We start from the raw sequence: 12291 nt of genomic DNA on the forward strand, positions 1-12291 counted from the left end.
GGTCAGGCCGGGTCCGGCACTGCCGGCTGAGGCGGCGCCAGGTTGGCCATCAGCGTCGAGAGATCCGGCTCATCGATGAGCAACGCCGCGTCCTGCGGCTTGAGCCATGCCCGCTGGCGGCTCTTGGCCTCCTGCCAGTTGGCCAGTTCCTCGGACACCTCCAACAGATAGACGACGACGTCGACGCGCACAAAATTGTGCTCCAGCCGTTTCCAGTAGGAATAGCTGCCGGCCGGCGCCTTGCGGGTCTTGCCGAGCACGCCGGCTTCTTCGCGCGCCTCGATGGTGGCGGCCTTGCGCCCGCTCTTGCCTTTCATGGGCCAGCCCTTGGGCACGATGAACCGCTTCGTCGCTCGCGACGTCACCAGCATCACTTCGAAATTGCCTGAAACGTCCAGGCGAAAGGGAATGGCGGCGACCTGGCGAATGCGTTCGCCTCGCCTTGCCTTGCGTACCGCCTTTTTCTTGGTCGTCGCCATGTGCTGAAAATCCGGTCGGCGGGCGCACCGCCGCACGCCGCCTGCAACCCCCTGATATGCCCGCGAGGCAATGAGGCATTTTTAGTAAATAAGTCGACTAAGTAAATCGCAAGCGACCGATATCAACGGCAAACACGCACAATCTGGTTGTTGACGATCTGAATCGGACAAGCTTGCCGGACGACGGGCACTTCGGGGCGCGGCTGCGGCACGATCCGACGGTCCTGCTCGCGATATTGCTGCTGCTGTTGCTGGAACTGCTGCCGCTGCAGGCTGTTGCGCAATTGCTGCAGCTGGTTCTGCTGGATCAGCCGGTTGGCGCTGGGATTGACGGACTGAGCCGCAGCAGATTGCATGATGCCGGCGAGCGTTGCCGCCGCCAGCATTGCCGACATGAGAACTGTCGATAGGCGAAGCGTCGACATCAGTTCATTCCCGTACAGATATAACCTCCTCTCTATATAGGGCGTTCGTCTCGATCTGCCATGGGCCGGTCTGCCATGGGCCGATCTGCCACGGGTTGGCGAAATCCCTGAGGAAGCGGCCCGGCCGCACTTGACAGAAAAGATCGATTGACCGCTCTATCGGGCGCGGATCTCGGCCTCAATCGCGGCTGACTCGAGGCACAATCGGGAGCATATTGATGAAAAGCAGGCAAGTATATTTCGCGGCGCTACTGGGCAGCATCTGTATTCTTGGCCCGGTGGCAGTCGCGGCGCAAACCAAGACCGACAAGGCGGCGCCTGCCGCCGCAGCGCCCGCCCCTGCTGCCGGCCCGACATTGCCTGGCGGCGCCTCGGCGCTGTCCGAGACACATGGCGACTGGACGGTCAATTGCCAGGTAACCGGCACGGCCAAGGTTTGCAGCCTGTCGCATCAGCAGTTCAACAAGCAGTCCAACCAGCGCCTGCTGGCGATCGAGCTGTCGAGCAAGAGCGGCGAGGATGCCGCCGGAACGCTGGCGCTGCCGTTCGGCCTGGCGCTCGCCAAAGGCGTCAGCCTGACCATCGACGACCAGAAGCTGGAAGGCAGCCTGCCGTTCAACACCTGCCAGGCCGTCGGCTGCCTGGTGCCGGTGGCGTTCGATGCCAGCGTCACGCCGCTGCTCAAGGCAGCCACCACGCTGAAGATCGACGCCTTCGCGGCCGACACCGGTCAAGCGGTGAGTTTCACCATCCCGCTCAACGGCTTCGGCGGCGCACTGGCACGGACCGCGGAACTCTCGGCGGACTGAGCAGCGAGCGCGCGGCTACTCAACCTCGCGCAGCCGGTATCCCACCCCGGTTTCGGTGGTGATGTAGCGCGGCTGGTCGGGCGACTTTTCGATCTTCTGCCGGAGCTGGCGGACATAGACCCTGAGATACTGCACGTCGGTCGAATCGCCCCACACCTGCTTCAGAATGAAATGGTGGGTCAGCACCTTGCCGGCATGCTGCACCATAATACGCAATATGTCGTATTCCTTGGGGGAGAGCTTTATCTCCTTGCCTTCGACCTTGACGATGCGCTTGACCAGGTCGACCGAGAGATCGCCGGTCTGAAACACCGGCTTCTCGCCCTGCTGCTGGAATTTGTGGCGCAGCGCGACGCGGATTCTGGCGACCAGTTCGTTCATGCCGAACGGCTTGGTGATGTAGTCGTCAGCGCCGAGTTCGAGCGCCGCGACGATGCCGGCTTCGTCGGTGCGGCTGGACAGGATGACCACGGGCACGTCGAGGCCGTCGTCGCGCCATTTCCGCAGGAGATCGAGGCCACCCATGCCGGGCAGGCCGAGGTCGAGCAGGATCAGATCCGGCTTTTGTGCATCGACGAGTTCGATCGCGGCCCCAGCATTGGGCGCCTCGCTGACCGCATAGCCCTGGCTGCCGAGGCCGACGCGCAGCAGTTTGCGGATCGGCGGCTCGTCATCGACGACCAGTATGCTGACATTGGAATTTGTCATGCCGGATCACCAGATGCTTGCTCGTCCACACCTGATACGTCCGTATCGGACGATTGTACCAACCTCGGCATGCGGATTGTGAAGACTGCGCCCGGGCGATCGCTGCGGTTCGCCGCCATGATCGTGCCGCCCATCGCCTCGATGAAGCCCCGGCAGATCGACAGGCCGAGCCCGGTGCCGGCCTGGACCTGATCGCGCTTGCGCACCCGGTAAAAGCTGTCGAAGACGCGCTCCAGGTCGGCGGGCGGAATGCCCGGTCCCTCATCCATGATCTGCAGCGCGACGGAGCCATTGTCGGCCCAGCCCTGCAGCCGGATTGTCGATCCCTGTGGCGCGTATTTCGCGGCATTGTCGAGCAGATTGAGCAGCATTTGTTCGAACAGCACGGGATCAAGCTTCAGCATCGGCAGGTCGGCCGGAATATCAACCTCGGTCTTGTGCCCGGCAGTGATCTTGCGTGCCCGCTGCAAGGCCGAGCCAACGACATCGCCGACATAGTGCAGGGCGAAATTCGGTTCCATGGCGCCCGATTCAATCTTGGTCATGTCGAGCAGATTGGCGATGAAGCGGTTCAGCCGTTCGGACTCGTCGAGCACGGTGGTCAGCAGCTCGGCCCGATCGTTCTCGGGCAGTGCCGGCGCAAATTCCCTGAGCGTGCCGGCCGCGCCCATGATGGCCGCCAGCGGCGTCTTCAGATCATGCGAGATCGACGTCAGCAGTGCCGAGCGCAAGCGGTCGGCCTCGGCCGCCAGCCTGGCGCGGTCGACATCGGCGACCAGCTGGATGCGCTCGATGGCAACCGCCGCCTGGTCGGCCAGCGCGTCGAGCAGGCGCTGTTGCTCGGGCGTCAGCAGCGGGCCTTGCTTGTCATTGTCGAGGCCGACGACGCCGACGGCCGTGCGTGCGGTGCGCAAGGGCAGGTAGAGCCGTTTTGCCCCGGGCAGGGTATCGGCGCCACGGCCGGCAGCCCGGTTGTGTTCCCAGGCCCAGCGTGCAGCCGCGATGTCGGCCTCGGCCAGCGTGTCGTCGGGGGGATAACCGGCCTTGACGGTGATCGTGCCGTCCTCCGGCAGGAGCAGCACCACGCGCAGCTTCAGCATCGAGGCGATCTGGAAGGCTGTGGCCCACAAAACGTCGTCGAGCGTGCCGGCGCCGGCGAGCTTCTTTGAAAAGAGGTAGATGTCCTCGGTGGCCCGGGCGCGTGAACGGGCGGCGGCTGCCTGACGCTGCACACGCGCCGTCAGATTGCTGGCGATGACGGCAACGACGAGGAAGACGGCGAAGGCAACGATGCTCTCCGGATCGCGGATCGTCATCGTGTAGCGCGGCTCGAGAAAGAAGAAGTTGAAGGCAATGGCGCTGAGGAAACAGGCGTACAGCGCCGGCCACAGGCCAAAGGTCACTGCCGATGTCAGCACCGCCAGCAGAAGCACGCTGGCAAGGTTGCGAACGTCGAGGAACTGATCGAGGACGGCGCTGACGGCAAGCGCGCCGGCGACATAGACGGTCGAGAAAAGATAAGGCCAGATTTGAAATGGCGTCTGCTCGGCCGCCGCCTTGACCCTCGACGTGGCCTCGTTGTCGCGCTCCGTTCCTGAAATGACATGGACGCTGATATCGCCGGCATTGCGGATCAGATCGTAGGTGAGCGAACCCTCGATCAGTTCGCGCCAGCGCGAGCGGGTCGGCCTGCCGACGACGATATGGGTGAAGTTGTTGGCCGTGGCGTGGCGGACGATGTCCTGGGCGACGTTCTGGCCCGGAATGGTCGTCACCTCGGCGCCGAGCTGCTCGGCCAGGCGCAAGAGCGTGGCCAGCTGGTCCTTGTCTTCCTCCGACATGGCGGCCGAACGCGGCGTGTCGACATGCAGCGCCGTCCACGGTGCGCGCAGCCGGTCGGCCAGCCGGCGCGCATAGCGGACACGAGACGCTCCGCCCGGACGCGCATCGACGCAGACGAGCACCCTTTCGCCCGCCGCCCAAGGGCCGGGAATCGCGTGCGACTGCATGTGGTTGAGCAACTGCTCGTCGACGCGCTGGGCGGTACGGCGCAGCGCCAATTCCCGAAGCGCGGTCAGATTGCCCGGCGAGAAATAGTTTTCGACTGCGCGCTGGGCAGTGTTGGGGAAATAGACCTTTCCCTCTTTCAGCCGCTTGATCAGGTCGTCGGGCGTGAGGTCGATGATCTCGATGTCGTCGGCCTGGTCGATGATGGAGTCCGGGACCGTTTCGCGCACCCTGACGCGGGTGATCTGTGCCACGACGTCATTCAGGCTCTCGACATGCTGGATGTTGAGCGTGGTGTAGACATCGATGCCGCGCGTCAGGATTTCCTGGACGTCGAGATAGCGCTTGGGGTGGCGGCTGCCTGGCGCATTGGTGTGGGCGAGTTCGTCGACGAGCACCAGCGCCGGCCGGCGGGCGAGAATGGCATCGATGTCCATCTCGTCCAGCACGCGGCCTCTGTAGTCGACCTTCTGGCGCGGGATCACCTCGTAGCCTTCGACCAGCGCCAGTGTTTCCTTGCGGCCGTGGGTCTCCACGACGCCGACCACTACGTCGACGCCGTCAGCCAGCCTGGCGCGGCCGGCCATCAGCATTTCATAGGTCTTGCCGACGCCGGGGGCAGCGCCGAGAAATATCCGCAGACGGCCGCGCTCTTCCCGTTCCGCATGCTCGAGCAGCGCGTCCGGAGAGGGTCTGGTATCGTTGCTTCTGGCGTCCGGCATCAGGCTCGATCATGAACGGCGCCGAGGATCGTGTCGATCCCCGGCCCCTGGCTTCAGAGATTGTCTCTCACTGCTTGGTATCGTCCAGTGCCAGGTTGAGCGCCAGCACATTGACGACCGGCTCGCCGAGGAAGCCGAGTTCGCGGCCTTCGACATGGCTGTCGACAAGCGCCTTGACCTTGGCTTCGTCGAAGCCCCTGGCCTTGGCCACCCGAGCGACCTGGAAATAGGCGGCGTCCGGGCTGATAGCGGGGTCGAGGCCGCTGCCGGACGTCGTCACCAGATCCATCGGCACCGGCTGGTTCGGGTTCTCCGCCTTCAGCTTTGCAACATCGCCCTTGATGCGGTCGATCAGCTTGGGGTTGGTTGGACCGAGATTGGAGCCGCTGGACGCTGCGGCGTTGTATCCGTCGCCGGCAGCCGAGGGGCGGCCATGGAAATACTTGTCGTCGGCAAAGCCCTGGCCGATCAGTTCGGAGCCGATGACCGTGCCGTTTTTCTCGATCAAGCTGCCATTGGCCTGGTGCGGAAACAGCGCCTGGGCGATGCCGGTCATGCCCAGGGGATAGATCAGGCCGGTCAAAACGGTGAAAAAGACGATCATGATAACAGCGGGTCTTATCTGAGTGAGCATGGACGTATTTCCTTAAGCGAGGCCGAGGCCGGTGACGATCATGTCGATCGCCTTGATGCCGACGAAGGGAACGATGATGCCGCCGAGGCCGTAGACCAGCAGGTTGCGGCTGAGCAGCGCGCCGGCGCCGATGGCGCGGTATTTGACGCCTTTAAGCGACAGCGGGATCAGAGCGATGATGATCAGCGCGTTGAAGATGATGGCCGACAGGATGGCGCTCTGCGGCGTCGCCAGATGCATGATGTTGAGCGCTTGCAGGGGGCCGATTGTATGTCCCGGCGCAACGTAGAAGACGGCAAACATGGCCGGGATGATGGCGAAGTATTTGGCGACGTCGTTGGCGATCGAGAAGGTCGTCAGCGAGCCGCGCGTCATCAGCAGCGCCTTGCCGATCTCGACGATCTCGATCAGCTTGGTCGGGTCACTATCGAGGTCGATCATGTTGCCGGCCTCGCGGGCGGCAACCGTGCCGGTGTTCATGGCGACGCCGACATCGGCCTGCGCCAAGGCCGGCGCGTCGTTGGTGCCGTCACCGCACATGGCGACCAGCTTGCCCTTGGCCTGTTCGTCGCGGATCAGCTTCAGCTTGTCCTCGGGCGTGGCCTGGGCGAGGAAATCGTCGACGCCGGCTTCGGCTGCGATCGCCGCCGCAGTCATCGGATTGTCGCCGGTGATCATCACGGTGCGGATGCCCATTTTGCGCAGTTCGGCAAAGCGCTCGCGGATACCACCCTTGACGATGTCCTTGAGGTGGACGACGCCGAGCAGGCGGCCGTCACGCTCGACGGCCAGCGGCGTGCCGCCCGACTTGGCGATCTCGTCGGCGATCGCCTGGAGATCCTTGACGGTGTCGCTGCCGGGGCGCGTGCCGTGAGTGGCCGATGTCGACTGGCTGACATAGGCGAGAACCGAATCGACGGCGCCCTTGCGCACCGACGAGCCATCGATGTCGACGCCGCTCATCCGGGTCTGCGCGGTGAAGGGCACGAAGCTGGCATGCAAGGTTGCCATGTCACGGGCGCGGATGGCGTATTTCTCCTTGGCCAGCACGACGATCGAGCGTCCCTCAGGCGTCTCGTCGGCGAGCGAGGCGAGCTGCGCGGCATCGGCCAGTTCCTGTTCGGTGACGCCCTTGACCGGCCGAAATTCGGTGGCCTGGCGGTTGCCGAGCGTGATGGTGCCGGTCTTGTCGAGCAAAAGCGTATCGACGTCGCCCGCCGCTTCGACGGCACGGCCGGACATGGCCAGCACGTTGAAGCGCACCAGGCGGTCCATGCCGGCAATGCCGATGGCCGACAGCAGGGCGCCGATGGTGGTCGGGATCAAGGTGACGAACAGCGCGACCAGCACCGTCACCGGGATATAGCCGCCGGAATAGGAGGCAAAGCTCGGGATCGTGGCGGTGGCCAGCACGAAGATCAGCGTCATGCCGACGAGCAGGATGTTGAGCGCGATCTCGTTGGGCGTCTTCTGGCGCGAGGCACCCTCGACCAGCGAGATCATGCGGTCGAGGAAGGTGTGGCCGGAGGCGGCTGATATGCGCACGCGAATCCAGTCGGACAGAACCTGCGTGCCGCCGGTGACCGCCGAACGGTCGCCGCCGGATTCGCGAATGACGGGTGCGGACTCGCCGGTGATTGCCGCCTCGTTGACCGAGGCCACGCCTTCGATCACTTCACCGTCGGACGGGATGATGTCGCCGGCTTCGACCAGCACGATGTCGCCAACCTTCAGGCTGGTGCCGGGCACCAGCTTGAACCTGGAGCGGTCTTCGCCGGCAAGCAGCTTGGCCTGGGTTTCGGTGCGCGCCTTGCGCAGCGAATCGGCCTGCGCCTTGCCGCGGCCTTCGGCGACGGCCTCGGCGAAGTTGGCGAACAGCACGGTGAACCACAGCCAGATGATGATCTGCAGCGTAAAGCCGAAATCGCCGCCGCCGGTGACGAGATCCTTGACGAACAGGACCGTGGTAAGAAGCGAGACGATGCCGACGACGAACATCACCGGGTTCCTGACCAGCGTGCGGGGGTCGAGTTTCCTGAAGGCGCCGCCGATGGCCGGCCACAGGATGCGGGCATCCATGATGACCGCGGATTTGGACTGGCTCATTTGATGGCTCCAGAATCTGAACTGTTGGCCGGCACCGACCGATCGGATGCCGAAAAGAGGGGCGGCGGACCATAGGCCAGCAGCCAGATCACGATCATGACTGCCGCGAGGCCGAGGAAGGTAGATACGCTGGGGAAGGGAGGGGCGTTTCCTCCCCCTCATTGCCGGCTCGTGGGCCGGCTCGCGGCCGGGCCTTCATGCGTTTCGGGTAGAACCAGGACATGACAAGCCTCAGAATGTCTGGCCGTTGATGGCAGCCAGGTGCTCGACGATCGGTCCGATCGCCAGTGCCGGGAAGAAGGTCAGGCCGACGACGATCAGGATGACGCCGACGAGCAGGCCGACGAACAGCGGGCCGTCGGTCGGGAAGGTGCCGGCGGAAGCCGGAACCGTCTTCTTCGTCGCTAGCGAGCCGGCAATGGCAAGCGCTGGAATGATGACGAAGAAGCGACCCACCCACATGGAGATGCCGAGCGTGATGTTGTACCAGGGCGTGTTGCCGGAAAGGCCGCCAAAGGCCGAGCCGTTGTTGGCCGCCGCCGAAGTGTAGGCATAAAGAACCTCGGAGAAGCCATGCGGACCGCCATTGGCCATCGAGGCGACGGCGCTTGGCAGCACGACCGCTATTGCCGTGAAGACCAGCATGACCAGCGGCAGAGCTAGGATGGCGAGCATTGCCATCTTGACCTCCTTGGCCTCGATCTTCTTGCCGAGATATTCGGGCGTGCGGCCAACCATCAGGCCGGCGACGAACACGGTGATGACGATGAACATGACGATGCCGTAGAAGCCGGCGCCGACGCCGCCGACGATGACTTCGCCGAGCTGCATGTTGAGCATCGGGACCAGGCCGCCAAGTGCTGTGAACGAGTCATGCATGGCGTTCACCGCACCGCAGCTCGCAGCCGTGGTGATGACGGCGAATAGTGCCGAAGCGGCAATGCCGAAGCGGCTCTCCTTGCCTTCCATGTTGGCGCCGTCGACGCCCAGCGCATGGACCAGCGGATTGCCCGCGGCTTCCGCCCAGTAGCAGATAACGACGCCAGCGATGAACAGCACACCCATCGTGGCCAGGATCGCCCAGCCCTGGCGCTGGTTGCCGACCATGCGGCCGAAGACGTTGGTGAGTGCAGCACCCAGCGCGAAGATCGTCACCATCTGGATCATGTTGGAGATGGCGTCGGGGTTTTCGAAAGGATGCGCCGCATTGGCGTTGAAGAAGCCGCCGCCATTGGTGCCAATCATCTTGATGGCGACCTGCGAGGCGACCGGCCCAAGGGCGAGCGTCTGCTTGGCGCCCTCCAGCGTGGTGGCGTCGACATAAGGCCCGAGCGTCTGCGGCATGCCGAGCCAGACATAGACGAGGGTGAGCACGATGCTGAGCGGCAGCAGGATGTAGAGCGTGCAGCGGGTCATATCGACCCAGAAATTGCCGATCGATTTTGCCGAGGCGCGGGCGAAGCCGCGGATCAGCGCCACCGCAATGGCAATGCCGACGGCGGCCGACATGAAGTTCTGCACGGTGAGGCCGGCCATTTGCACGAGATAGGACATCGTGCTTTCGCCGCCGTAATTCTGCCAGTTGGTGTTGGTGACGAAGCTGACGGCGGTGTTGAAGGCGAGATTGGGCTCAACCGATGCCATCCCGGCCGGATTGTAAGGCAGGACGCCCTGCAGGCGTTGCACAAAGTACAGCACCAGGAAACTGGCAAGGCTGAAGAAGATGATTCCTGCCGCGTAGGTCGTCCAGTGCTGCTCCTCGAGCTCGCTGGTTCCCGAAATGCGGTAGAGGCCGCGCTCAACGGGCCCGAGTATGGGCGAGAGAAAGGTGCGATCGCCATTGAAGACGCGGTACATGTAGCCGCCGAGCGGCTTCACTAGCAAAACGACGATCCCGCAATAAACCAGGATCTGTATCCATCCGTTGAGTGTCATGGCTTTCCGTGCCTTGCTTCAGAAGCGTTCTGGGCGAACGAGGGCGTATGTGAGGTAGACGAGCAGGAACAAGGTCACGCCGCCACCGAGGATGTAATCGACAAACATGTTGCGATCCTTCCGCTTAAAGAGCGTCGCAGGCTTTGATGTAGGCGAGGGAAAGGGCGAAAAACAAAACCTCGATCCCGATGACGACAATGTCCATTGTGTTGGTCCTTGCTTGTACTTGGCGCCAGTTGCTGGCAGGCCGTAAATTCCATGAGAACGACCCGCCGTAGCTTCGAAGGCTACGGCGTCCGGAGCGTTTTGCTCGTGGTGGAATATGGACCCGATCGCCATAAAGGTTCGAGACGGGGCCGGGAGGAAAGATATAAAATTCCTATAAAGATTTCCGGGAGATGGCTCCGTTCCGGGCCGCTAGAAACCGACGCCATGATATCGCGACCCCTCTTGCGGCGCCGCCGTCTTTCGAAACAATGGGAACGCAAAACGAGGGAAAAACAGATGCTCGACATGGCACCATCGAAACAGGCGGCGACATGGCTTTGCGCGCTTGCACGAGCGCTGGAAGCTGATGACGCCGAGGCGGCCGCCAACCTGTTCGTCGAGGATTGCTACTGGCGCGATCTGCTGGCTTTCACCTGGAACATCACCACGATGGAAGGCCGCGGTGCGATCCGCGACATGCTGCAAGCGACGCTGGCGGAAGCGAAGCCCTCACACTGGACGCTGTCCGGCGAGGCGACCTCGGATGAGGGCACCGTCGAGGCCTGGTTCACGTTCGAAACGTCGGTCGCGCGGGGCGAAGGGATTGTGCGCCTCACGGACGGCCGCTGCCGGACCTTGTTCACGGCGGTGCGGGAGCTCAAAGGGTTCGAGGAGAAAAAGGGACCGGCGCGGCCGCTCGGCATCCGCCACAAGGCCGACCCTGCACGCGAGACATGGGCGGAGGCGCGGGCGCGCGAGACGCGCGATCTCGGCGCCACTGAGCAGCCCTATTGCCTGGTGATCGGCGGCGGGCAGGGCGGCATCATGCTCGGCGCGCGGCTGAGGCAGCTCGGTGTGCCCACCATCATCATCGAGAAAAATGCGCGCCCCGGCGATTCCTGGCGCAACCGTTATCGCTCGCTCGTGCTCCACGATCCGGTCTGGTACGACCATCTGCCCTACATTCCGTTCCCGGAGAACTGGCCGGTGTTCACGCCCAAGGACAAGATGGGCGACTGGCTGGAGATGTACACCAGGGTGATGGAGCTCAACTACTGGGTCGCCACCAAATGCGTCAGCGCCAGCTATGACGAGGCCGAGAAGGTGTGGACTGTGGTGGTCGACCGCGTCGGCCGGCATATTACGCTGAAGCCTAGGCACATTGTCTTTGCCACCGGCGCCTATGGCCCGCCGCGGCAGATCGCGTTGCCCGGCGCCGAGACCTTCAAAGGCGAGCTGCTGCACTCCAGCCAGTATGCCAGCGGCGAGAAATTCCGCGGCAAAAAGGTCGCGGTCATCGGCGCGGCAAGCTCCGGGCACGATGTCAGCGTCGATCTCTGGGAGAGCGGCGCCGATGTCACCATGATCCAGCGCTCGCCGACGACAGTGGTGAAATCCGACACGCTGATGGAGGTCGGCTTCGAGATCTTTTCAGAGAATGCGCTGGCGCGCGGCATCACCACTGACAGAGCCGACCTGATCGTCGCGTCGACGCCGTTCGCGCTGGTGCCCAAGGGCCAGCGAGATCTGTACGAAGTTATCAAGGCGCGCGATGCGTCCTTCTACGACCGGCTGCGCGCCGCCGGCTTCGCCATCGATTTCGGCGAGGACGAGACCGGGCTGTTGATGAAGGCCTACCGCACCGGCTCCGGCTACTACATCGATGTCGGCGCCTGCGAACTGATCATCAATGGCGAGATCAAAGTGAAGAGCGGCGTCGGCATCAGTTCATTGACGCAGACCGGCATCCTGTTCGACGACCGCAGCGAGCTGGCCGTCGATGCGATCGTCGCCTGCACCGGCTACCAGTCGATGAACGAGACCTTGGCAGCCATCGTCTCGCGTGAGGTCGCCGACAAGGTCGGGCCATGCTGGGGCCTCGGCTCCGGCGTCAAGGGCGATCCCGGTCCTTGGCAAGGCGAGCTGCGCAACATGTGGAAGCCGACGGCGCAGGACGCCCTGTGGTTCCACGGCGGCAATCTGGCGCTGTCACGGTTTTACTCGAAATATGTGGCGCTGCAGATCAAGGCGCGGATGGAAGGGATTGCGACGCCGGTGTTTGGGGCGGTGAGTAATTCGGGGTAAGGTTCGACCCCCACTCCGTCGAGCTTAGCGCGACACCTCTCCCCCGATCGACGGGGGAGAGGAATGGCGCGAAGCGATTCCAGCTGGCGTGTCCAGCCGATAGATGGGTAACACTTTGAACCGGATACATAGGTGACACTTCTCTCCCCCTATGCGTCCGCCGCAGCGCCAAGC

10 protein-coding genes are annotated in these 12291 nt (G+C 63.6%); 2 read left to right on the plus strand and 8 right to left on the minus strand.

Annotated elements, in window-relative coordinates; genetic code table 11:
* Positions 1-2: 2 nt before the first annotated feature.
* The gene (locus NKJ78_RS25125; RefSeq protein ID WP_023669717.1) at positions 3-479 is read right to left on the minus strand and encodes an NUDIX hydrolase; all 477 of its coding nucleotides are present in this window, start codon (positions 477-479) and stop codon (positions 3-5) included.
* A gap of 122 nt (positions 480-601) precedes the next feature.
* Complete coding sequence (locus NKJ78_RS25130) at positions 602-904, minus strand: hypothetical protein (RefSeq protein ID WP_023683090.1); 303 nt, start codon at positions 902-904, stop codon at positions 602-604.
* A gap of 218 nt (positions 905-1122) precedes the next feature.
* On the opposite strand from NKJ78_RS25130, the gene NKJ78_RS25135 reads away from it, so the two are divergent.
* Positions 1123-1713, plus strand: coding sequence for an invasion associated locus B family protein (locus NKJ78_RS25135; protein WP_023669715.1), 591 nt, complete (start codon positions 1123-1125; stop codon positions 1711-1713).
* 15 nt (positions 1714-1728) lie between these two features.
* Here the strand turns inward: NKJ78_RS25135 and NKJ78_RS25140 are convergent, their stop codons facing one another.
* The 6 genes from NKJ78_RS25140 to NKJ78_RS25165 form a co-directional block, all read right to left on the minus strand.
* Complete coding sequence (locus tag NKJ78_RS25140; RefSeq protein WP_352460482.1) at positions 1729-2421, minus strand: response regulator transcription factor; 693 nt, start codon at positions 2419-2421, stop codon at positions 1729-1731.
* Positions 2418-5150 (minus strand): DUF4118 domain-containing protein, encoded by a 2733-nt coding sequence (locus tag NKJ78_RS25145; protein WP_352460483.1) that lies wholly within the window; start codon positions 5148-5150, stop codon positions 2418-2420. Before NKJ78_RS25145 ends, NKJ78_RS25140 begins: the two co-directional genes overlap by 4 nt.
* Before the next feature lie 67 nt (positions 5151-5217).
* Positions 5218-5784, minus strand: a complete 567-nt coding sequence (gene kdpC / locus NKJ78_RS25150; RefSeq protein WP_023744101.1) for a potassium-transporting ATPase subunit KdpC — start codon at positions 5782-5784, stop codon at positions 5218-5220.
* 12 nt (positions 5785-5796) lie between these two features.
* Complete coding sequence (gene kdpB / locus NKJ78_RS25155; protein ID WP_023828336.1) at positions 5797-7890, minus strand: potassium-transporting ATPase subunit KdpB; 2094 nt, start codon at positions 7888-7890, stop codon at positions 5797-5799.
* Between the two features lie 231 nt (positions 7891-8121).
* On the minus strand, positions 8122-9825 hold the full coding sequence (gene kdpA, locus NKJ78_RS25160) for a potassium-transporting ATPase subunit KdpA (protein ID WP_352460484.1): 1704 nt from the start codon (positions 9823-9825) through the stop codon (positions 8122-8124).
* 18 nt (positions 9826-9843) lie between these two features.
* On the minus strand, positions 9844-9933 hold the full coding sequence (locus NKJ78_RS25165; protein WP_023691936.1) for a K(+)-transporting ATPase subunit F: 90 nt from the start codon (positions 9931-9933) through the stop codon (positions 9844-9846).
* 396 nt (positions 9934-10329) lie between these two features.
* Between NKJ78_RS25165 and NKJ78_RS25170 the strand changes: the two genes are divergently transcribed.
* The gene (locus tag NKJ78_RS25170) at positions 10330-12117 is read left to right on the plus strand and encodes a flavin-containing monooxygenase (protein ID WP_352460485.1); all 1788 of its coding nucleotides are present in this window, start codon (positions 10330-10332) and stop codon (positions 12115-12117) included.
* Positions 12118-12291 lie beyond the last annotated feature (174 nt).

This window comes from Mesorhizobium sp. M0037 (assembly GCF_040323635.1).
Lineage (GTDB): Bacteria > Pseudomonadota > Alphaproteobacteria > Rhizobiales > Rhizobiaceae > Mesorhizobium.

Excerpts from the sequence above, each read along its gene's own strand:
- NKJ78_RS25140 (WP_352460482.1), bottom strand. The coding sequence starts at position 2,421 with ATGACAAATTCCAATGTCAGCATACTGGTCGTCGATGACGAGCCGCCG.
- kdpA (WP_352460484.1), bottom strand. The coding sequence starts at position 9,825 with ATGACACTCAACGGATGGATACAGATCCTGGTTTATTGCGGGATCGTC.
- NKJ78_RS25145 (WP_352460483.1), bottom strand. The coding sequence starts at position 5,150 with ATGCCGGACGCCAGAAGCAACGATACCAGACCCTCTCCGGACGCGCTG.
- kdpC (WP_023744101.1), bottom strand. The coding sequence starts at position 5,784 with ATGCTCACTCAGATAAGACCCGCTGTTATCATGATCGTCTTTTTCACC.
- NKJ78_RS25125 (WP_023669717.1), bottom strand. The coding sequence starts at position 479 with ATGGCGACGACCAAGAAAAAGGCGGTACGCAAGGCAAGGCGAGGCGAA.
- kdpB (WP_023828336.1), bottom strand. The coding sequence starts at position 7,890 with ATGAGCCAGTCCAAATCCGCGGTCATCATGGATGCCCGCATCCTGTGG.
- NKJ78_RS25130 (WP_023683090.1), bottom strand. The coding sequence starts at position 904 with ATGTCGACGCTTCGCCTATCGACAGTTCTCATGTCGGCAATGCTGGCG.
- NKJ78_RS25170 (WP_352460485.1), top strand. The coding sequence starts at position 10,330 with ATGCTCGACATGGCACCATCGAAACAGGCGGCGACATGGCTTTGCGCG.
- NKJ78_RS25135 (WP_023669715.1), top strand. The coding sequence starts at position 1,123 with ATGAAAAGCAGGCAAGTATATTTCGCGGCGCTACTGGGCAGCATCTGT.
- NKJ78_RS25165 (WP_023691936.1), bottom strand. The coding sequence starts at position 9,933 with ATGTTTGTCGATTACATCCTCGGTGGCGGCGTGACCTTGTTCCTGCTC.